Annotated in this window: 17 protein-coding genes; 5 read left to right on the top strand and 12 right to left on the bottom strand. The window is 51.6% G+C overall.

Going from position 1 to position 22,319, the window contains the following annotated elements:
* Positions 1 to 286 precede the first annotated feature (286 nt).
* A complete protein-coding gene (glmS, locus tag ACFMKP_RS18565) occupies positions 287 to 2,131 on the top strand; it encodes a glutamine--fructose-6-phosphate transaminase (isomerizing) (protein WP_382293948.1) in 1,845 nt (614 codons plus the stop codon).
* A gap of 199 nt (positions 2,132 to 2,330) precedes the next feature.
* On the opposite strand, the gene ACFMKP_RS18560 is transcribed toward glmS, so the two are convergent.
* The 10 genes from ACFMKP_RS18560 to ACFMKP_RS18515 form a co-directional block, all read right to left on the bottom strand.
* A complete protein-coding gene (locus ACFMKP_RS18560; protein WP_382293946.1) occupies positions 2,331 to 2,957 on the bottom strand; it encodes a hypothetical protein in 627 nt (208 codons plus the stop codon).
* Positions 2,958 to 3,378: 421 nt separating this feature from the next.
* Positions 3,379 to 4,002 carry an L-threonylcarbamoyladenylate synthase gene (locus ACFMKP_RS18555; RefSeq protein ID WP_382293944.1) on the bottom strand — a complete coding sequence of 208 codons (624 nt, stop codon included), beginning with the start codon at positions 4,000 to 4,002 and terminating at the stop codon, positions 3,379 to 3,381.
* Positions 3,999 to 4,856 (bottom strand): hypothetical protein, encoded by an 858-nt coding sequence (locus ACFMKP_RS18550; protein WP_382293942.1) that lies wholly within the window; start codon positions 4,854 to 4,856, stop codon positions 3,999 to 4,001. Before ACFMKP_RS18550 ends, ACFMKP_RS18555 begins: the two co-directional genes overlap by 4 nt.
* A 58-nt stretch (positions 4,857 to 4,914) precedes the next feature.
* Positions 4,915 to 6,231, bottom strand: coding sequence for an LCP family protein (locus ACFMKP_RS18545; RefSeq protein WP_382293940.1), 1,317 nt, complete (start codon positions 6,229 to 6,231; stop codon positions 4,915 to 4,917).
* 116 nt (positions 6,232 to 6,347) lie between these two features.
* Positions 6,348 to 9,002, bottom strand: a complete 2,655-nt coding sequence (locus ACFMKP_RS18540; RefSeq protein ID WP_382293938.1) for a GAF domain-containing protein — start codon at positions 9,000 to 9,002, stop codon at positions 6,348 to 6,350.
* A gap of 33 nt (positions 9,003 to 9,035) precedes the next feature.
* Positions 9,036 to 9,617: a SpoIIE family protein phosphatase gene (locus tag ACFMKP_RS18535; protein WP_382293936.1), complete on the bottom strand. Its 582-nt coding sequence runs from the start codon at positions 9,615 to 9,617 to the stop codon at positions 9,036 to 9,038.
* Positions 9,614 to 10,045, bottom strand: coding sequence for an anti-sigma regulatory factor (locus tag ACFMKP_RS18530; RefSeq protein ID WP_204753521.1), 432 nt, complete (start codon positions 10,043 to 10,045; stop codon positions 9,614 to 9,616). Before ACFMKP_RS18530 ends, ACFMKP_RS18535 begins: the two co-directional genes overlap by 4 nt.
* A gap of 113 nt (positions 10,046 to 10,158) precedes the next feature.
* The gene (purM, locus tag ACFMKP_RS18525) at positions 10,159 to 11,187 is read right to left on the bottom strand and encodes a phosphoribosylformylglycinamidine cyclo-ligase (RefSeq protein WP_382293934.1); all 1,029 of its coding nucleotides are present in this window, start codon (positions 11,185 to 11,187) and stop codon (positions 10,159 to 10,161) included.
* 527 nt (positions 11,188 to 11,714) lie between these two features.
* Positions 11,715 to 12,767, bottom strand: a complete 1,053-nt coding sequence (locus tag ACFMKP_RS18520; protein WP_382293932.1) for a dipeptidase — start codon at positions 12,765 to 12,767, stop codon at positions 11,715 to 11,717.
* A gap of 6 nt (positions 12,768 to 12,773) precedes the next feature.
* Positions 12,774 to 13,259, bottom strand: a complete 486-nt coding sequence (locus ACFMKP_RS18515) for a DinB family protein (RefSeq protein WP_382293930.1) — start codon at positions 13,257 to 13,259, stop codon at positions 12,774 to 12,776.
* Positions 13,260 to 13,321: 62 nt separating this feature from the next.
* On the opposite strand from ACFMKP_RS18515, the gene ACFMKP_RS18510 reads away from it, so the two are divergent.
* Positions 13,322 to 14,485: a DHHA1 domain-containing protein gene (locus ACFMKP_RS18510; protein ID WP_382293928.1), complete on the top strand. Its 1,164-nt coding sequence runs from the start codon at positions 13,322 to 13,324 to the stop codon at positions 14,483 to 14,485.
* Here ACFMKP_RS18510 and ACFMKP_RS18505 read toward each other — a convergent pair.
* Entirely contained in the window at positions 14,477 to 14,623 is a 147-nt protein-coding gene (locus ACFMKP_RS18505; protein ID WP_382293926.1) for a hypothetical protein, read from the bottom strand. The genes ACFMKP_RS18510 and ACFMKP_RS18505 overlap by 9 nt on opposite strands.
* A 478-nt stretch (positions 14,624 to 15,101) precedes the next feature.
* A complete protein-coding gene (gene pheT, locus ACFMKP_RS18500) occupies positions 15,102 to 17,618 on the bottom strand; it encodes a phenylalanine--tRNA ligase subunit beta (protein ID WP_382293924.1) in 2,517 nt (838 codons plus the stop codon).
* A 963-nt stretch (positions 17,619 to 18,581) separates the two neighbouring features.
* Here pheT and pdhA point away from each other — a divergent pair.
* The 3 genes from pdhA (at position 18,582) to ACFMKP_RS18485 (ending at position 22,004) form a co-directional block, all read left to right on the top strand.
* Positions 18,582 to 19,559 (top strand): pyruvate dehydrogenase (acetyl-transferring) E1 component subunit alpha, encoded by a 978-nt coding sequence (gene pdhA, locus ACFMKP_RS18495; protein ID WP_054535722.1) that lies wholly within the window; start codon positions 18,582 to 18,584, stop codon positions 19,557 to 19,559.
* A 10-nt stretch (positions 19,560 to 19,569) separates the two neighbouring features.
* On the top strand, positions 19,570 to 20,568 hold the full coding sequence (locus tag ACFMKP_RS18490; RefSeq protein ID WP_054535721.1) for an alpha-ketoacid dehydrogenase subunit beta: 999 nt from the start codon (positions 19,570 to 19,572) through the stop codon (positions 20,566 to 20,568).
* A gap of 89 nt (positions 20,569 to 20,657) precedes the next feature.
* Complete coding sequence (locus ACFMKP_RS18485) at positions 20,658 to 22,004, top strand: dihydrolipoamide acetyltransferase family protein (protein ID WP_382293921.1); 1,347 nt, start codon at positions 20,658 to 20,660, stop codon at positions 22,002 to 22,004.
* Positions 22,005 to 22,319: the final 315 nt, after the last annotated feature.

The following is a 22,319-nucleotide window of genomic DNA, read 5'->3' as shown; positions in this document are numbered from 1 at the left end:
CAAGTTGGTGCGTGAGGCTGGCGGCTCGAATAGCCTTCCCGCTGCTGCCCACGGAAACAGGCTTGGCTCGGTTGATGGGGAAAAGCGAATAATCAGCGGATGCCTCTTGGGTACACCACAGCCCAAAAGGGTGTTGCAAAACTTACTGGCAACAGCAAGCACAATCAGCACCTTGTGGCCAGTTACATAGCAGCATGCCCCACCCCCGTTCATTGACGACACGGGTTGGTGCGGTGTGGTGCTATGTTGTGTTTTAGCTTACTTTTAATCGTGGAGTATAGATTTTATGTGCGGTATTGTTGGATACGTTGGCCCACGCGAAGCAACCGATGTGATTGTGCGGGGCTTGGAGTTATTGGAATATCGCGGTTACGATTCGGCTGGCATCGCCATTTTAGAGGATGCTGAGTTTCAAATGCGGCGCTCGGTTGGCAAGTTGGTCAATTTGCGTCGCCGCTTGAATACAGAGCCAACCGCTGGTCATCAGGGCATTGGCCATACGCGCTGGGCAACTCACGGTGCTGTAACCGAAGCCAATGCTCACCCGCATCGCGATAATAGTGGCCGCGTGGTGGTGATTCAAAATGGGATTGTTGAGAATTATCTCGAACTCAAAAACCGTTTGATTGAGCAGGGCATTCGCTTTCATTCGCAAACCGATACCGAAGTTATTGCCCAAATGCTGGGCTTGTATACTGCCGAATATGGCGATTTTCAACGTGCCTTTGGCCAAGTGATGAGTGAGTTGCGTGGCGGTAACGCCGTAGTGGCAATGGATCAAGAGCAACCTGATTTGATTTTGGCAGCACGGATTGGCAATGCTGGCGCAGTGGTGATTGGCCATGGCGATGCTGAGAATTTCGTTGCCTCGGATTTGCCAGCGATTGTCGATTACACCCAACAAATGGTTTTCTTGGAAGATGGCGAGATGGCATTGGTGCGCTCGACTGGCGTGGAATACATCAAGCTTGATGGCACGCCGATCAGCAAAACCACCACCACCGTTGCTTGGGACCCAGTTTCAGCAGCCAAAGGCGGCTACAAACACTTTATGCATAAGGAGATTTTCGAGCAACCACGCACCACAACCGACACCTTGCGCGGGCGAGTCGACCTCGAAACTGGGCGGATTGAACTTGACGGCTTGACCTTGAGCGATGCAGAAATGCAAAAGCTTGATTGCATCTATGCGGTAGCCTGTGGCACAGCTTGGCATGCCTGTTTGATCAACAAATATTTTATCGAAACCTTGGCACGGGTGCGCGTTGAAGTCGATTATGGCTCAGAATTCCGCTATCGCAACCCAGTGATGAACGAACGCAGCTTATTGTTGGCCTTGACCCAATCAGGCGAGACCGTCGATACCTTGGCGGCAATGGCCGAAGCGCGCGAGCAAGGCGTAAAAAGTGTGGCCATTTTGAATGCGATTGGCTCGCAGGCTGGGCGCTTAGCCGATGGGGGCGCAATCTACATTCACTCAGGGCCGGAAATTTCGGTGGCCTCGACCAAAGTCTTTACCGGCATGTTGATGGCGGGCTATCTATTTGCCTTGCGTTTGGCCCAAGCCCGTGGCACGCTCACCAGCGCCGAAATTCGCGAACACATCCAAGCACTGATCGAAATTCCGGCCAAGATCGACACGATGCTCAAAGACACAGCCCAGTATGATCAACTGGCCGATTTGTATCATCACTCGACTGATATGCTGTATCTTGGGCGGTGGGTTAATGCCCCAATTGCGCTTGAAGGTGCGCTGAAGATGAAGGAAATTAGCTATATTCACGCCGAAGGCTACCCAGCTGGAGAGATGAAGCATGGCCCAATTGCCTTGATCGACGAGCGCATGCCAGTGATTTGTATTGCAACCAAAGATCATGTCTACGAAAAGATGCTCTCGAATGTTGAGCAAGTGCTGGCCCGTGGGGGCAAAGTGATTGCCTTGGTCAACCCAAGCGATGAACTGGTGCGCTCAAAAGCCCATCATGTGATCGAAGTGCCAGAAACTACACCCTTGCTGGCCGCAGTCTTGAACGTAATTCCAATGCAACTCTTCTCGTATGCCATGGCCGTCCGCCGTGGCGCAGACGTTGACCAACCACGCAACCTAGCCAAATCGGTAACGGTTGAGTAGGAAGTAAGCTCTAGCGGAAAATTTACGAGGAACATACAACGCGCAAACACCCCCACACTTAAACAAATGTGAGGGTGTTTGTGTATCCACCTACAGAAATTCGATCCAGCAGTGAGGAGGGTTGAAAAATGAGTATCGGTGGCTACTTGGGATTCAAATCGCTTAAATCATGGTGCGCCATGGTTTAATAATAGCGAGTTTAGTAGCGATGGCTAATAATTACACGCTGATTATGTTGACTTGCAGCTACAGCGCCCCAGATCATGGCAATCGGCCAAGCCAAGACAAGACCCGCTCCAAATGTCAGTGCCGATAAAATGATTGTTATAGCTATCATTGCCAAGGCTCCGCCAACAGTCGAGTAAAACATGCCCAATGGCCCGAATAAAAACGTCAGGACTAAAGATAAGCCTACGCTTTTTTGTGAGGCTACAATTATCGGGCCGACTGGCATCACAGGAACCATTGGTGCTTGCTGATTAGTGTTATAGATATTGACATTAACTGGTTGCTGAGGATATGCTCCGTACATCGGTTGCTGTGGGACATAATTCGGATGTTGTTGAGGAAACTGCGGTTGAGGATATGGTGCATATGGATGCTGCGGTTGCGGAGGATAGGCTGGGTATGGGGGTGACATAGGCTGCGGTGTGTATTGAACAGGCGAATTCATCGTTTGCTGGGCTATTGGAGCAGGAAAAGAAGCTACTGGTGGTGATGCTAATACCCGTGTTTCAACAGCCATCTGCTGAGCAAATGGAGCGCCACATTCAGGACAGAAACGTGCACCAGTAACCACCGATCCACCGCATTCATAACAGTTCATACACAACCCTTCCCGATAGAGTTAAATAAACGACATCCCGTAGATAAGATTATATCATTAGATACATAGCATATAGTGTTACAAGCGCATGATTGCTTGTAACGTACTTCACCACAATTCAATGTAGCAACAATATGCCGAGTACCTAACCAAATTACTTACGAACCTTCAGAGCCAGAATAACCAATATTAAAGATATGCGCTTTAGCAAATGGATCACTCTCGAATCCACCACTAAAGCTTAGGTTCGATGGTTTAGACTGGGCGAAAAAGGGGGAATAAGAGGTTGGTGGAGACGTTGGGACTTGCACCCAAAGGACATCATGGCACGTTGGCTTTAACTGATGGACTGCCTATGCCGCCCCCATTGCCTAAATATTGTAGCATCGCTGCGCATTCGCTGAATCAGCCCTTGAGCGGGTTAGGCTTCCAACCAAGGGCTGAGTTGGGCCGCCGAAATTACGCCATGGCGCAGAATGCTCGGTCGCTCGCCACTCAAATCAACAATCGTTGAAGGCTGGTCGCCGGTCGCGATTCCACCATCAAGCACCAATGGTACCCGCCCAGCTAATTGTTCAGCAATCCCTTGGGCGGTGCTTGGCGTTGGCTGGCCATGCAGATTGGCGCTGGTTCCGGCAATTGGCGTGCCAAATTGGCCAATCAGCTTGCGTAATTGAGCATGGTTCGGCACGCGCACTGCAATTGTGGCTTTATCAGCAGTCAATATGTTGGGCAGATTGGCGAGTGCTGGCAGAACAAGCGTCAAGCCACCTGGCCACCACGCTTCAGCCAAACGCCACGCCAAATCGGGAATAGTGTGCGCTACTTTGGCCAGATCGCCAATATCGGCCAGTAACACAGGCAAGGCTACCGTTGCTGGGCGCGCTTTGGCCGCAAAAACTTGGCCAAGCGCCGCTTCATCTAAGGCCGAGCCACCAATTCCATAAACGGTATCAGTGGGAAAGCAGAGAATTTGGCCTTGATGGAAGCGCTCTAAGGCCAATGCCAGCCCATGATCATCAAAGGCAACAAGTTTGGTCATCATAAGGTTGTTGCAGTCAAAATCACAAACACAACTGCGCCAACAAGCCCCAATTCCCAGCCAATGCGCCGATTGAGCGTGCCAGCTTGGGCATGATGCAACAGATTCATCATCACATAAAATAGCGCCGTCAGCAGCGTGCCAACAATCAAAAATGGCGCAGGCCAGAAGCTAAGCATCGCCGCTGCTTCAGCAATAACTACGCCAACCACAGTTAGGGCCAATGATAAGGGCCGTTGATGATCGTTGACGTTGCGGGCTAAAAGGCGATAGGCTAAGGGCACACTGGCGCTAAATGCCAAAATGCCAGTGAAAATCATGCGATAGTGAGCATTGGCAATCGCGCTGAACATCCCAAACGCTACCAGATAGGCCACCGCTTGCAGGCCAATCCGCGCTTTGTCGCGCACTTCAGTATCACGATCGAGCACATAGTGTTGGGCGACCAAGGTGCCAAGCAGCAAGCCACCACAGACGATCAAGACCAAAATAAAAGCTGTGCCTTGCAAGGTTTCTTGAAACAGCCGAAAGAAGGCAAACGAGCCAACCACGACCGCCGATGGCAAGACCCAAAACAAGGGCACAATTTCGATTTTGCTCAGCGGGCCTGGCAAACGCAAGAGTTCGCGATGCTCCAAGGCAGGGTGGGCTTTGGCCAATAAATCGGCCCCAGTGCTAATGATAATCACCAGCAAGGCGATAATAAACCACGCCACCGAAATCACTGGTAGGTCGTTGCTAATGCGCGCAACCAAGGGATAATCGGGGTTGGATTCGAGCAGAAAAACCACCATCAAGCCCAAAACCACCAAACTGATGAGTGGCAAGATGCGGTCAAAACGTGGTGTCAGTTTCATATGCTATCAAGATAGCCTAGCTCGGCTAGCCTATCGCTAGGATTATGCTTGGCATAATCTACTTAAATAATTCGGCAATGCGGGCCTGAATGGCTGGCAAATCAGGCTGAATGATGTAAGCGCCATCGCTGGTGCTGGTTTCATAGCCATAGTTTAAATCAATCGATTCGCGCTGAATTGTGCTTGGCTCGAAATTCTGGAGCGCCAACACCAAGCGTAAAATCGTTGGCAAATCGATGCTCGTATATTCTAAGGTATTGTACAACGAGCTAACTAATTCGATGGTAGCAACATTATCGTTGCTTTGAATCAGCTGTTGCAAACGGGCAAAGATTGCTAGCAGCACCTGTTGTTGGCGCTTGCCACGCTCAAAATCGTTGTCTGCATGGCGGGTGCGGCTATAGATTAATGCAGTTGCCCCATCCATATGTTGCACGCCTGGCAAAAAGTGCACTTCCATATAGCCATAATCAAAGGTTGGGTAGCGCGAATCGTAAATTTCCTTGGCAACATCAACCTCAATCCCACCAATCAAATCGACCATTGTGATCATTTCTTCAAAGGTGGTAACAATCACTGCATCGATCGGCTGGCCAATCGTTGTGCTCAGCGTTTGACGAGCCAATTCCGCCCCAGCTTGGGCATCGTTGTTGTCGCCCTCGCCATACATATAGGCAGCATTGAGCTTGACCGAAAAGCCATATTCTGGTGGCAAGGCCACCCAGAGATCGCGCGGCAAGGAAACCAAAGCGGCGCTTTGGCTGCTTGGGTTAAGATGCAAAATTAATAAGGCATCAGCACGGGCTGGCTCCGTCTCACCAGGCCGGCGATCTAAGCCCAAAATGGCAATCGTCATTTGCTCTAAAGGCCGTGGGGTGGCGCTTGGGCGTGGGGTGCTGCTTGGCTGGGGCGTTGCGCTTGCTTGAATGGTAGCAGTTGCTTGCGGTAGCGCGGTTGCTGCGAGCGTGGCGCTTGGCTGAATCATGGGCAGACTGTTTGGCTCGCCCAGACCACCAGCAACCACTGGTTGCGGCGTTGGGCTTAGCTCTGTTTGCACCCCAACCACTTGCTCCGGCGTGCTCCACCACCACCAACCACCGCCCAAACCCAGCACCAAAAGCATAGCAACTACTGCCAATGGCCAGCGCCGTTTGCTTGATTTAGCATGCGCTTGGCTAGGCGTTGGCGTAGCCACCACCGGCTCAGCCAGCAGGCTCGTTAATAATTGCCGCTGCTCTTCGACTTTGAATACTTCGAGCAGGGCAAAGCAATCGGCACAATTGGCAATGTGGAAACCGAGTTGAGCACGTTCTGGCGGGCGTACCGCCGGACGAATTCCAGCCGCAAGTTGGCGGCGTACGTCTTGACATTCCATGCAAGGTCCTTGAGGATGCTTGTTCGTCGCTTGATTATAGGTTGCTCGCCCAGAAGATGCAAAAAACGTAGCCTACGCAGCAGCTACGTTTTTCAATCAAGCACATTCAACAACGATTAATCAACGGCTACTGGCATAATAAACGTAAAGGTTGAGCCTTGATTAACCGCACTTTCGAGCCAAATTCGCCCACCCATCAATTGAATTAATGGTCGGACGAGCGAAAGCCCTAAGCCAGTACCGCCAGCCTCAATCTTCAAGGGGTTTTCGGTGCGATAGAAACGCTCAAACACTTTTTCGTGCTCGCTAGGATCGATACCCACGCCGCTGTCCTTCACAGCCAAGGCAACATAGCGCCGCCCAACTGGCAAGCCGTCGCGTTGCTTGGTTGGAATATCGTTGATATTAATTTCGTAAGCCCGCACGCTAATTTTGCCACCATTGGGCGTATATTTGATTGCGTTCGAAAGCACATTCGAGGCGACTTGGCGAATCCGCTCCATATCGCTCCAAATCGTTGGCAAGTTGGGCGCGAGGCTCAGCGAGAATTCTTGCTGGCGTTGGCTAATTTCAGCTCGGGCATTGCCAACCACGCTGCTCATCACATCGGCAATCATCAAACGTGCCAATTGCAACTCAACGCTGCCAGTTTCAATCTTGGTAATATCGAGCAAATCGTTGATGATCGCGATCATGCGCTCTGAGTTGTGGGCAATTGTGTTGAGAAATTCCTTTTGGGTTGGGTTTACTTCGCCCAGCGAACCCATGGCCAGCAATTGGGTATAGCCTTTGATCGAGGTCATTGGTGTGCGCAACTCGTGCGAAACCGTGCCAATAAATTCAGTTTTCAAGCGATCCGATTCGACTTCGCGAGTAATATCGCGGCCAATCAAACAGGCCCCCAGCAACTCACCGCGTTCAGTCATCACCGGAACCAAGGTCACGCTAATCGATTGGGTTCCGCGCTTGATGATAATATCTTGGGTTTGGGCTGAATCGGGATTGCTCAACACCATGCCCAGCGGATCGCCTGGCAATTTGATCTGCAACGATTCAAGCAACTCATCGAAGCTCTGCGTCACCAACTCATCAAGTGGCCGATCAAGAATCGATTCGGCGGCAGCGTTGGCCAAAATAATATTCCGATCAAGATTGAACACAATTACTGCATCGTTGAGCGATTGCAAAATAGCGTTATTCTGGCTCGAAACTTCTTCTTGATGGCGCAACATGGTCGAAAGCTTAATTGTACGTTCGGCCAAATATTCGTACAGCTGCGCGTTATAAATGGCAATGGCAATTTCGCCAGCAATCGCCTTGAGCAAGCGCATATGGCTTTGATTGAAAAAGTGCGGCGTTGGATGCGAGAGCATCAGCACACCCACAATATCGTCGCCAGCGATCAGCGGCATGCCAACCAACGAGCCAGTATTTTTGCCAACTTCTTGGCCAAAGGCATCGACTTGAACCCAACGATCATCATTGGTTACATCATTAACCAAGGCTGGCTGGCGATGTTGGGCGATCCAGCCAACCAAGCCTTCGCCAATTTGGAAGCGCCGCGAGCCAAGGACATGCGAAATGCCAGCCAAGGTCGCGCGATCAACCAGCAAGCCAGTTGCTGCATCGATCAGCATCACCGAGCCATGGTGTACGCCAGTCAAGTTGGCGAGTGCCTGCAAAATCCGATTCAGCAACACATCAATTTCGAGGGTTGAAATATCGCGGGCAATGTCGGCAATTGCTTCGAGGCGGTCGCGTTCTTCGCTCAGCTCGGCGGTGCGTTCATCAACCTTGCGTTCGAGGTCGGCGTTCAATTGCTGCACCGTGCTATACAAGCGAATATTTTGCAGCGTCACCACAACTTGGTTGGCGACAGTACGCCAAAGATTCATCATCACATCGTCGATGCGTTCGATGAGAGTTGAGCCTTGAGCCACCAAACAGCCAAGCACATGCTTTTCTTGGCGCAGCGGCACAAACAGCGCGCCTTGGCCAGCAACCATCCACGAGCTACTATCTGGCTCAATTACTGGTTGGAGTTGCACCATGCCTTGGGCAGTCGCCAATTTAAGCGCTTCAGGCAAATCATTAGGATCAAGTGGCTGGCCAGTTAACCCAGCCCAAGCATCACCCCAGCCATGTTCGATCAGCCAGGTATCATCGTCGATGCGCAACACAATCGCACAGCGCTCAACCGTAAACGCCGAAAGAATCCGTGGGCCAATATCTTCGAGAATTTCACGGTCGAGCGAGGCGCTCATGGCTTGCGAAAGCTCATACAGCGTCGACATTTGCAAAGCAAAATAATCGGATTCAGAAGCCATTTGAGCTTGATGATCGAGCAAATATTCTGCTTGGGCAACCTGTTCGCGCAATTCAGCTTGCACGGTCGTGTTGTGGTGGTTGGTCAGCAAAATCGTACAGCGCTCGACCAATTGATCAAGCTCGCTTGACGATTGCCAGCGCGTCAGTTTGTGAGTTTGCAGCACATCAACAATTGCTGGGCGCAATTGAAAACTCAGCTGAATCAAGGTAGTTAATTCAAATGCTTGCCATTCGATGCCCAACTCGACCAAGGCCACTTCGATGTCGGTTTGCTCTGTAGGTAACGTCAACAGCAACTCATATAAACGTCGGACATGCACCGAGGGAAATTGACTGCCATGGTTGGGTACAACGTTACTCAATCGTTGAACCCAACGCGCAATCACTTGCTCAGCATTATCAATCAGAAATTGACGCAATTGAGGCGTAGACGTTTTCTGCATAGCGCATCCTTTTGGGCACGGCCTGAGGCAAGATTACTGGGTTTGGGCAATTAAAATCGTTACATCATCGGTGGTTTTGCCATAGCGTTCCATCAAGCCAAGCGCCAAGGATTCAGGGTTTTCAATCGCATGATGCAACGCCGAATCGGTAATCATGCGGGTCGAAATCCCATCGCTATACAACACAAAAATATCACCAATGTTAAAGGTATAGGTCATTTCCAACAAGCTAGGTAATTGATTATGCCCGAGGATACCATTTTTGGAAATAGGCTTAATTACCCGATCGCTAATGACATGAATACCAATATTACCTACGCCAATATAGCTAGCGCGCAGGTGGTCGAATTCGAGGCGCAAGAGACCGATGACAGCGCCGCGCGTGCCGTGCAGTGCTTTATGACAACGCTCGATCAATTCTTTGAGTGGGCGAGTTGAATGTTGATGTAATTCATCTAAGGCTAATTTGGTTGGTTTAGCTGCTTCAGCGCCCCCACCAAGGCCATCGATCACCGCAATTAAGGTGCTATTTGGATTTTCGATTACCGCATAGCCATCGCCAGAGACCGATTGACCATATTTGCTGCGCGTTTGGGCGCTCCAGTTTAATCTCATTTTAGTCCTCCGCGTTCACGCCGACGAGGAAGCCATCGTCGTGCTCGAACGACCGTACCAACACCCACTTGGGATTCAATTTCGAATTCGTCCATCAACCGTTTAACCCCAGGCAATCCCGTGCCAAGGGTTTGCTTGGTGCTATAGCCATCACGTAAGGCAAGAGTTGTATCTGCGATGCCTGGTCCATTGTCGCTTGCCTCGATTTCAATACCACGTTGCTCGTTGGCTTCGATTTCGCGAACTGTGAGGCTGCCACGCTCAGCGTGCGCCAAAATATTCCGCGTCAGTTCAAGAATCGCAATTTCAATTCGCGTCCGATCAACATCGTCAAAGCCTAAGGCGCGCGATAATTCGCGTCCACGGCTGACAGCGATGTAGACATCAACCTCACGAGCAATCGTCTGGGTCTGAGGTTCACGACTCATTATAGCGTTTCCGTTTTGGCTGCGATAGTGATGAAGATGACAACTAGCTTTCGTTTGCCAACCATAATTTCTACCACGCTTGGCAAACTATGGTTGGCAGTATAGCACAGTTACTAGCGATCTACTAGCACTACTCGCGCCTGATTGGTTTGCTCAACAACCCGACCAACTAGTTGGGCATCGCTGATGGTTGCCAGCGCTTGCTCAGCCTGCTCGGCGGCAATAAACAGAATCATACCCAAGCCCATGTTGAGCACATGATGGGCTTCGTGCTCGTCCAACGCTGCTTGCTCGACAATTAATTGAAAGATCGCAGGCACATGCCACGAGCCACGCACCAATTCCACCGTCACATTGGCGGGCAAGACGCGGGGAATATTATCCCAAATGCCGCCGCCAGTAATATGCGCCAAGCCATGAATTGCCACGCCAGCGTTGCGTAAAGCCTGAACTTCGTGCAAATAAGCCCGATGCGGAGCCAGCAAAGCCTCGCCAATGCTTTGCCCAGCCAAGATTGCTGGCTGACTGGCATAACCTAATGGAGCACATACCTTGCGCGCCAACGAATAGCCGTTGGTGTGCAAGCCAGTTGAAGGTAACGCAATAGCCACATCACCAGGCTTGATCGCGCTCCCATCGAGCATATTGGCCCGATCAACCACGCCAACAATGGTGCCTGCTACATCAAAGGCCCGATCGTGATAAACTCCTGGCATTTCGGCAGTTTCGCCGCCAAGCAAGGCAATGCCTGCCTCGCGACAAGCGCCAGCCAGCCCTTCAACCGCCGCCACAATCATGGCTGGCTCAAGTTTTGAGGCCGCAATATAATCGAGAAAAAAGAGTGGCGTTGCGCCTTGGCACAAAATATCATTAATACAATGGTTGACTAAATCAGCACCAATCGTGCGTACATCGCCAACGGCGGCGGCAACCGCTGTTTTGGTGCCAACGCCATCGGTCGAGGCCACCAACACTGGTTGGGCATGCTGCGTATTAACCTGGGCAAGGTCAAAACAGCCGCCAAACGCGCCTAAACCGGCCAACACTGCTGGGGTATGGGTGGCCTTAACCGCGGCTCCCATTTGTTGGATTGCATCCATCTTGGTTGCAATGTCAACGCCAGCATCCTTATAGGTGGTCATGGTTGTCTACTCCAGTTCCGTATTGATTGGTTGTTGGCCTATTATAGAACATAGATAAGGATGAGGGATGAAGAACAAGGCAAAAGGCAGAAATCAGAAGGCAAAAGGCAAAATGAAAGTTAGGGGCTAGAAAAAGCTTTAACGCAGAGAAGTTGGGCTATTGGCTGAAGGCTATATGTACTGGGTCGCTGCGTTAACCATGGAATTATCCCCTCACCCCCTAGCCCCCTCTCCCGCCAGCGAGGCGAGGGGGAACCACCAGGACAATGCATGCGAAGGCGTGCGCATTATCTACAGTGTCAAGGTTGCCCACCAACGAGGCGAGGGGAACCACCGGGACAATGCTCCCCTCGCCCGCGTTCAGTGGGAGAGGGGCTGGGGGTGAGGGCATGCTCCTCGTTGCCAATCCAATGAACCAATACACATAGCCTATAGCCCATAGCCACATTTCGCGATCTTCGCATCCTTCGCGGTTTCCGTCCTTCGTGCGCTTCGTGGACTTCGTGGCTCGAAACACTCAGCTAGCTTTACAAAATTGTTTGGAACCAGCGCAGCCAATTTTGGCCCATGAGGTTGGCAATATCAGTTTCTTGCCAGCCACGCGCCGCCAAGGCCTGGCCAATTTTGGGCAAATCGCTCCAGCGATCAATTTCTGCTGGAATCATTTCCACCCCAAAACCGCCGTCGAGGTCGGAGCCAAGCGCTACGTGGCGGCTATTGCCTGCAAGTTGGCAGACATGCTCAATCTGCGCCAGCACATGCTCCAAATTGACATGGTTTTTGCTGCCATCCCAATCGGCGCGCAACATCCGGTTATATAGTGCAATCCCAATCACGCCATCACGCTCGATAATTGCCTTGATCATTGCATCGCTTAGGTAGCGATCTTGGTGCTCGGCTTTGGCCAACAAGTTGCGACAATTGGAGTGCGAGGCGGCGATTGGCCCGTTAAAACGATCAAGTGCTTGCCAAAAACTTTCCTCGGCCAGATGACTCGCATCGAGCGCAACCCCAAGCTCTTGCATCAAACCAAGCAGTTCCAAGCCAGCAGCAGTGAAGGGGCCAGGCTGACCCGTGCCGCCAGCATAGCGAGTTGCTTGCCAAGCAGGCCCAAGCCAACGCAAGCCAGCAGCATGCCACTCAATCAGCTCTGCAGGCGTGCGCAAGCCATCGGCTCCTTCCATCAACAAGACCAAGCCAGGCAGCGAGCCAGCACCACCTTGGACAGCCTCAAGCGCCTGTTGGTTGTCGATAAAATGTAAATGGCCAGCAGCACACTTCTGCTTATACCAATTCAGTTGCTCCCACGCTTGGTCATGGGCTTCGTCGGGGGTGGCGTAGGCCACGCCATCAAGCGTGGTTTGGGCATCGGCGGGCAAAATAAAAATCGTGCCACACACAATGCTCGGCTGGTGCAAGCCAATTTCAGGCAAGGTCGTGGTCAGCGTGCCAGCCTCGGCAATCCATTCGGGCGTATGTTCGGCAGCGCGTTGGCGACCAACATCGACGGTTTGGGTCAAATCGCGGCCAAGGTTAATTGCGTTATAGGCCAAATCGAGGTGTGCATCAACGAGAATCATGAAACCTCATTCTAGCGAGCTAAAGCCCGTTTCTATTTCGGTGCGATGTAAGCGAATATGCAGTGCAATTCTATTTAATAGTTCATCAAGCGTCATGTGCTGCTTTTTGACAAACTCTACTGGCAAGGCTAAATCGGCTGCTTGCAAGCTAGCACAATAATCGGCCAATTGGCTGCCAGTTTTATCCCAGTGCTGGCGAATTTCGGCAAAGCTTTTTCCACGCCAAGCCTCAACTTGCTCAATATTCATGCGATCAACATCAAAATCGGGGGCAAAAATTGGGGTTTTATCGCCTGTTTGGGCTTGCTGTTGCTGCTGTTGGCCCAAACGCAACATTTGGCGCGAGGTGATGGCAATATGGGCCACAATGTCCCATGTGCTCCAGCCATCATTGCGAATCGGCTTATATAAATCGGCCTCGGTATGCTCGCCAACCAGCTTCCAGACCCGCTCAGTTTCTTTGGCGTAATACTCGGCAGCTTTACTCGTCATCGGCATTTCTCCTTTGCACAGATTGATCTATCATAGCATATTCTGTTTTGCAGGAGCTGTTGATGAGCACTGAACGATTGTATTGGCACGATGCCTATTTGCGCGAATGGTCAGCTCAAATTGTTGCCCGCGATCAGCAACGGGTTGCGCTTGATCGTAGCGCGTTTTATCCCGAAGCTGGCGGCCAGCCCGCCGACCATGGCTGGATTAACGGGGTGGCGGTGGTCGATGTTCAAATTGATGAGCAGGATGTAATTTGGCATACACTCGCTGAGCCAATCGAGGCAACCAGTGTCGAATGTCGCTTGGATTGGCAGCGGCGCTTTGACCATATGCAGCAGCACCACGGCCAGCATTTGCTCTCGGCGGCATTTGATCAGCTGTTCAATTGGCGCACGGTTGGCTTTCACCTCAGCGCCGAGTATGTGACGATTGATTTGACGACCAGCGCCGCCAGCCCTGAGCAACTTGCCGAGGCCGAAGATTTGGCCAATCAGATCATCTGGCAAAATTTGCCAATCCTGACACGGATTGTCAGCGAGGATGAGCTAGCCAGCATCGCCCTGCGCAAAGCACCCACGGTTACAGGCGCAATTCGGGTTGTTTCAGCAGGCGATTTTGATCACTCGGCATGTGGCGGAACTCACCCCAACGCCACTGGCGCAGTTGGCCAGATTCACATTCGGCGCAGCGAAAAGCGCGGCGATAGCCTACGGATTGAATTTGTCTGTGGTGGGCGAGCCTTGCAGGATTTGCGTTGGAAGAATGCCATGCTTGGGCGCATTGCCGCTGGGTTTAGTGTTGCCCCCAATCAATTAGAGCAAGCAGTGGAGCGTTTGCGCGAACAAGAACATCAACTGCGCAAACAGTTACAGCAAGCAGAGCAACAATTGCTCGAATTCGAGGCCAAAGCGTTGGTGGAAGAGGCCCAAACCATTGGCCAACTCAAGGTCGTGGCTCACATTTGGCAACGCGAACCGCAAAGCGTGCGCCAATTGGCGAATTTGGTGGCGCAAGCTGGCGGGGTTGCCCTGTTTGGCGTGGCAGCAAGCAAACCTCAATTAATCTTTGCTGGTCAAGGCATTGATTGTGGCGCGCTTTTGCGCCAAGTTGTTGCCGAATTTGGCGGCAAAGGTGGCGGCAGCGCCCAACAAGCCCAAGGTGGCATTGCTGAGGCCAACGATTTAGCCGCCGCGCTCGATTTAGCGTTGAGCACATTAAGTTGAGGCTTGCTGCATGAGCCACAAATAGGCTTCGTTTAATGAATAATTACGGGCTGGTTGCAACGGATAGTGGGCCAAGCGCGGCCCAATCACGCGATACCAATAGCGTCTGGCAGCGACAGCAAATTGTGGCTCATGCAATGGTTGCTCGGTTTCAAGCTCCCAAATTTGATTACTGTTGGCAAAAACCGATTCGCCAGCAGATCAGCCGCATTTGACGCAAGCTTGGCATAGCCCTCCTTTACAAGATAACTCTTTCACTTAGCTCACCAAGAGCATACCGAATATACCAAAAGTTGTGCGCACAATTCATTAACAAATCCAGAGATTATTCTTTGATGTTTTTATTTCATTAAACACAAATAAGCTTCAACAATTTGAAAATTAATTATTTATAAGCTGCTTTATTTGTAGGATTAGTCGTGAATATGTTGGTATTGAAGGTTGTTGAGTGTGGCTGGAATGTTGTGGCAACCAGCAAGCAGTATTTAACCCTCACGCTTGTTTGGATTAACAATCGGCTAGATTATACTGCGAGGATTGCTGGTGTCAAATTGATGTTAGGCATTAGCCTCAAAAAGCCCCACCGCTGGCGAGAGCAGTGAGGCTTTTGCAACGTTTAGCTGCGAATTTGCACGCCTAACTCACGTTCAAGCTGTTTGAGCAACTTTTCGCGAGTTTTGAGCAAATCTTTATCGGCCAAGGTGCGGTCGGGCGCGCGGAAGCGCAAACGGAAGGCCAAACTGCGCTGACCAGCAGGAATTGGCGTACCTGTGTAGACATCAAACAAGCGCACATCTTCTAAGAATTCGCCACCATATTGCTTGATCGTCTTGGCAATCAGGTCGGCGGCTAGCTCGTCGTTGGCAACCAAGGCTAAATCCTGCACCGTCGCGGGGAAGCGCGAGATGCTCGCATACTTGGTTGGCGTACTGACCTTGAGCAGTTGATCAACGCTTAATTCGGCAACACAGACCCGCTGCACGCTAAAGCCAAAACGATCACGCACCAACGGGTGCAATTCGCCAAACACGCCAATTTCAATCTCATCGACGACGATTTTGGCGCTGCGGCCTGGGTGCAAACGCTCGTCGCTTGCCACTTGGAAGCTGGCTCGTTCGCGCAAGCCATGGCGACGCAACACTTCTTCAATTACACCTTTGAGATCGAAGAAATCGAAGCCCTCTGGCTCGGGCTGGCTCCAGGTGCTAGCTTGGCGTGTGCCAGCCAAAATCAGTGCCACCTTGCGTGGTTCGTCGGGCAGCAGTTGGCCAGCAACTGGCTCAAATACTGCGCCAATTTCAAATAAGGCAACCCGTTCGCGTTCGCGCAAATCGCCAACCACGATGCTCAGCAATTCGGGCAAAATCGAACGCCGCATCACCGAGCGATCGGGCGTTAATGGGTTTTCCAAGCGCACGAATTGGGCAGCAGTTGCGCCATTTTCGCTTACATAGATTGAGTTTTGTAGCGTTTCGTTGCTTAGCGAATAGCTAATTGCTTCATCTAAACCCGCAGCAACCAACATATCGCGCAAACGTTCGGTAGCTTCGAACAATGGATTTGCGCGCTGGGTTGGCAAGGTATCGGCCATTAGCGCTTCGGGAATCTCATCGTAGCCATACATGCGCGCCACATCTTCGAGCAAATCGGCTTCGATTTCAACATCGGTGCGATGGGCTGGCACCAGCACATGTAAGGCTGGGCCACGGCTCGATTCGACCACGGCGCATTCATAGCCTAAGCGGCTCAGCAAATTGGCCACTTCGGTTAGCGTAAGCTCAATGCCCAAAATGCGCTTAACTTCGCCCAAGGCTAGCTCAATTTCGCGACGGGTAAATGGCTCAGGGCAAACATCAACCAAGCCATTGGCAATCGTGCCGCCAGCAATTTGCTGAATTAAGTTCAAGCCGCGAATCGCTGTCCGTGGTGGTAGCGTTGGGTCAACGCCCTTTTCGAAGCGCTTTGAGGCTTCGGAAAAGAGTTTGAAATGCTGGGCGGTGCGTCGAATCGCAATTGGATTCCACAAGGCCGCTTCATACAACACATTAACCGTGCTGTCGCTAATTTCCGAGGCTGCGCCACCCATCACCCCAGCCAAGCTCGATGGGCCGTTTGGATCGGCCACAACCGTATCGATTGGGCGCAACTCGCGCACAATATGATCGAGGGTTTCGAGCTTTTCGCCAGCAGCAGCAGGCCGAATAATCAAGCGACCTTGCGCAACTTGGTCGGCATCGAAGGCATGGCTTGGCTCGCCAAGCTCCAACATCACATAGTTGGTGATGTCGGCAATGTTGTTGATTGGGCGTTGGCCAGCTAAGCGCAAGCGGCGTTGCATCCACCATGGCGAAGGCGCAATTGTCACACCTTCGATCAAGCCAGCAACAAAGCGTGGGCAAATGCTCGAATCGACAATCTCGACCTGAATTTTGTCGGCGATGGCTGGGCCGTTGCTTGGCAAATCGAAGCTAGGAATTCGCAATTCACCACCAGTGAAGGCCGCAACTTCGCGGGCCACCCCCAGAATGCTCAAGGTGTGAGCATAATTCGGGGTGGTTTCGATTTCCAAGACTGCATCACCCCAGTAATCGGCCAAGGGCGTGCCAACTGGCGCATCATCGGGCAAGAAGATAATGCCATCGTGCTCGTCGGAGAGCGCCAATTCCATCTCGGAGCAGACCATGCCTTCGGAAGGCACGCCGCGCAGTTTGGTTGGTTTAAGCGTTAGCCATTGGCGGGTTTCGCTATGGCCATCGAGCAAGCGTGCGCCTTTGGTGGCGAGCACCACTTTTTGGCCGCTCATACCAAATTCAATATTGGGTGCGCCGGTGACCACGGTCAATTCGCGGCCTTCGCCATAGGCAATTTTGGGCAACTTCAGGCGTTCAGCGTTGGGGTGCGGCTGCACATCAACAATCTGGCCCACGAAAATCGTCTCGCGATCCCACGGAATATAATCTGGCGGGGTGGCGCTGCTCAAATCTGGGGCCCAAGCCGAGCCAGTTGGTGCTTGCAGCCCAACATAATCAATGCTAGCAACTTCCAAGCCCGCCCGCGTGAGCCGCTCGGCCAATTCTTCAGGACTCATCGTTATATCAACAAATTCGCGTAACCACGAAAGCGGTACTCGCATGCCGTTTTACCTCATCGTATCTAGTAGTTTCAGCCAATCAGCATTATACAAGATAAGCCAACAATATAAAGGATGAAGGATGAGGGATGAAGGATGAAGAGCATAGAACATAGAACATAGAACATAGTATAGAGATCAGAGGTCAGGGGTCAGTATGTTAACACAGAGGCGCAGAGAACAGAGAAAGGATGAAGGATGAGGGATGAAGGATGAAGCATATAGGGATCAGTGGCTAGGTTTCAGGGGTCAGCAGGTTAACCACCGCCTGATTCCCTCACCCCAACCCCTCTCCCACGTGGCGGGCGAGGGGCTTTAACGCCGTGGTTCTTGCGCAATCCGTCGCTAAAAACCCGTGCTCCCCCTCGCCCGCGTTCAGTGGGAGAGGGGGTTGGGGGGTGAGGGAACATGGTTGCCAAAGCAATGAACCATTACACATAGAACATAGGATACGGATCAGGGGCTAGGTGTCAGGGGTCAGTATGTTAACGCAGAGGTGCAGAGAACAGATGGCTCTGGGCTATTGGCTCTGGGCTATTGGAACAATAATCCTAAAAATCTGTGCCAATCTGTGGCTAAAAAATTCTGCTTCGTGGTTTCTATCGCCAAAAATCAACATCCAACAGCCTCATTCCCTTCGTGTTCTTCGCGTCCTTCGTGGTTTCGATTCTTCGTGGTTACGGCCCTTCGTGCTCTTCGTGTCCTTCGTGGATCAAAACTAGGATGCTGGTTATCTTCATCCCTCATAATTCATCCTTCAGCCTTCCACCATGACGCACTGTGTCTAAAAATAAAGCTATCTGACGGCATGCAATGCGATATGCTATAATAGCCAATGGTATAAAAGGCCCTGTCAATGACGACAATATTCACCTTAATTACTATTTAAGAGACGTTCTATCCGTGTTGATAGAACGGCCATGGTATGGCTTTTCTTCTTCTGCAACCCTCGATAAAGGAGCCTTGATGGAAAAGCAAGATTTACTTGCCGATTACCGCACGATGGTGCTGATTCGCTCGTTTGAAGAACATTGCCAGCAGCAGTACACCCGTGCTCGGATCGGTGGCTTCTTGCACTTATATGTTGGGCAAGAAGCAGTCGCGGTTGGTGCGATTGGTGCCTTGAAAGCACAAGACCACTTGGTAACTCACTATCGCGACCATGGTCACGCCCTTGCTCGTGGCCTCGAACCAAAACCTTTGATGGCTGAATTGTTTGGCCGCAGCACTGGCACCGGTAAAGGCAAAGGCGGCTCAATGCACTTTGCTGATAAAAATAAAAATTTCTGGGGCGGTTACGCCATCGTTGGTGCCCACTTGCTGTTAGCCATGGGCATTGCCTACTCGATCAAATACAAGCGCGAAGTGCTTGGCGAAGCCGATCAAGACGGCGTTGTCATGTGTTTCTTTGGCGATGGCGCAACCAATGGCGGCGAATTCTACGAAGCCGTCAGTATGGCAGCGCTCTACAAATTGCCAATCGTTTTCCTCTGCGAAAACAACGAATTCGCGATGGGTACGCCGTTGAGCGTACATACCTCGGTTACCGAAATTCACAAAAAAGCTTCGCCATTTATGCCAGGCGAGCGGGTCAATGGCAACGATGTTGAAGAAATGCGCGCCCGCGCCCTTCACGCTGTCAATCATGCTCGCACCGAAGGCCCCTATTTCCTTGAAGCGATGACCTACCGTCTGCGTGGTCACTCAGCTGCCGACCCCCAAATGTATCGTACTCGCGACGATATTAACGCTCGGCGCTCAGGCGACCCAATTGCTTTGCTCAAGCAAAAACTGATCGATCAAAACTTGTTGACTGAAAAACAAGCCAAACAAATCGATAAAGAAGTTGAAAAGGAAATGGATGCAGTGGTGCAATTTGCCGAAGAAAGCCCTGCCCCAGACCTGAGCGAAGCATGGACCGAAATCTACTCGAAGCCGCTCTAAGGAGATATCAATGCCCGTTATAACCTACTCGGAAGCCTTGCGCCAAGCATTGCGCGAAGCAATGACCAACGATCCACGGGTGTTTATCATTGGTGAAGATGTTGTTCACTACGATAGCGCTTACGGTGTGACCAAAGGGTTTTTAAAAGAGTTTGGCCCCGAACGCATCAAAGATATGCCCATTGCTGAAGCTGGCTACGCTGGCTTAGGCATCGGCGCAGCCATGAACGGCTTACGCCCAGTCGTCGAAATGATGACCACCAACTTTGCAATTTTGGCCCTCGATATGATTATCAACCACGCTGCTAAATTGCACTATATGTTCGGTGGCCAATTTACCTGCCCAATTGTTTTCCGCATGCCCAACGGCTACGGTCAATTGAGCGCCACCCACTCGCAAGCCTTCGATAACTACTATGCCTACATGCCCGGCTTGAAAGTGGTTGTGCCTGGCACGCCATACGATGCCAAAGGCTTGATGAAGGCTGCCATCGAAGATCCCGATCCCGTGATTTTCATCGAACACACTGGGATTTACAACATCAAGGGCGAAGTGCCAGAGGAAAGCTATACGGTTCCGATTGGCAAATCGAACTTGTTGCGCGATGGCAAAGATGTGACGATCGTGGGCTATGGCCGCATGATTCCTTATTGCCAACAAGCAGTTGAAACCTTGGCCAGCGAAGGCATCGACGCAGCCTTGGTCGACTTGCGCACCATTCGTCCGCTCGATATGGAGCCAGTCTTGGAAAGTTTCCGCAAAACCAACCGCGCTGTGATTGCCACCGAAGAGTGGACCTCAGTTGGCGTTGGCTCGGAAATTGCCGCTCGCTTGTATACCGAAGGCTTTGATCACTTGGACGCTCCAATTTGGCGCGTAGGCTTTGACGAAGTGCCAATGCCTTATGCCAAAAACTTGGAAGCCCACGTGGTACCAAACGCCGATTCAGTCATTCAAGCAGTCAAGAATGTGCTGGCAGGCAAGACCCAAAAGATTCGGCAGCAGTAGTTTGAGGTTAGGTGGCTCGGCAGACGGCTAAAGAAAACGGTTTCACGAGTTCCAAGCTTCCTGCCAAGCCACCAACACACGAGGTCACGATGGCGAAGAAACTAGAAATGCCCAAAATGGGCTACGATATGGTCGAAGGTACTTTGGCCAAATGGTTGAAACAGCCAGGCGATGAAGTTTCGCGTGGTGAACCAATTGCTGAAGTCGAAACCGATAAGGTCACGATTGAAATCGAGGCTTTTGAGGCTGGCAAAATTATCAAGTTCTTGGTCAACGAAGGCGATACCGTGCCCGTCGGCGCGCCAATTGCCGAAATTGACGATGGCTCAGGCGATGACGAAGCCGAGGAATCGGAAGCAGCCAACGCCAGCGTCACCCCAGCCAGCGACGCTCCAGCAGTTGGCGAAGGTGCCGAAGCAGCCCCAACCGCCCCAGCAGTTGCCGCCCAACCAGAAAAAGTTGAGGCCGCGCCAGCTGAAAGCGCCCCTGCTGAAGCGACAGGCCGCTTGGTGGCAACCCCAGCTGCTCGCGGTTTGGCCGAACAACGCGGCGTAAATTTGACAGGCCTCAAAGGCTCAGGCCCTGATGGCCGGATTGTCAAAGCCGATGTCTTGGCCGCTGCCAGCGCACCAAAAGCTGCGCCAGCCGCCGCTGCTGCACCTGCTGCCAGCGAACCAAAAGCTGCACCTTCTGCACCAGCCGCATCGCCAGTGCCAGCACCAGTTGGCTTGGTCTTTGCCCCACCAGCACCAAACGCGGTCTACAGCGAAGAGCCACTTTCACGCTTACGCCAAACCGCTGCCAAGCGCATGGTCGAAAGCCAACAACAAGTGCCACCATTCTTCGTTACGTCAACGATTGAAATGGATGCAATTCAAGAACTCTTGCCCAAGTTGCGTGAAGCCCACGGCGGCAAGCTTTCAGTTACCGAATTGTTGCTCAAAGCCTGTGCAATTGCCTTGAAGAAGTTCCCTTCGCTCAATGCAACCTTTGCTGGCGATAAGTTGCTGGTTCACAAAGATGTTCACATCAGCGTGGCCGTAGCAACCGATGCAGGCTTGTTGGCTCCTGTCGTACGCAACTGCGATAGCTTGAGCCTCGGCGCAATCTCGAGCCAAATGCGCGATGTAATTAGCCGTACCCGCGAAGGCAAAGCTGGCCTCGACGATCTCCAAGGCGGCACGTTCACTGTCAGCAACTTGGGGATGTTCGATGTAACCAACTTCATCGCTATTATCACGCCACCACAAAGCGCAATCTTGGCCGTTGGCAGCACAATTGCCACTCCAGTTGTCCGCGATGGCGAGATTGTGATTCGGCACTTGATGAATCTCACGGTTTCAGCCGACCACCGCGCAACCGATGGCGCAACCGTTGCTCAGTTCTTGGTCGAACTCAAGAACTTGCTGCAAAATCCATTCAAGCTCTTGCTCTAAACGAATTGCATCAAGCTTAAATGTTGCCTCTTGCTCGCTTCGGCGGGCGAGGGGCTTTTTTTAAAGACAAAAATCAGAAGTCAAAATAAGAACATAGAACATAGAACATAGGGATCGGGGGCTGGGGATTAGAACAAGAATCAAAATAATCTGTGTGATCTGTGGCTAAAAATACGTATTCGGGCAATTCGTGCAATTCGTGGCGAAAAAACTTAACCTTCGTGGTTTTTTAACACAGAGGAAGTATGGCTATTAGCCTAGGCTTTCATTGACTGAAGACTATAGAAATTGGATTTCAACACTAATTGAGCTTTT

The sequence above is a fragment of the Herpetosiphon sp. NSE202 genome (assembly GCF_042688385.1).
In the GTDB taxonomy this organism is placed as follows: domain Bacteria; phylum Chloroflexota; class Chloroflexia; order Chloroflexales; family Herpetosiphonaceae; genus Herpetosiphon.
This window is presented reverse-complemented; position numbering and strand designations above follow the sequence as displayed.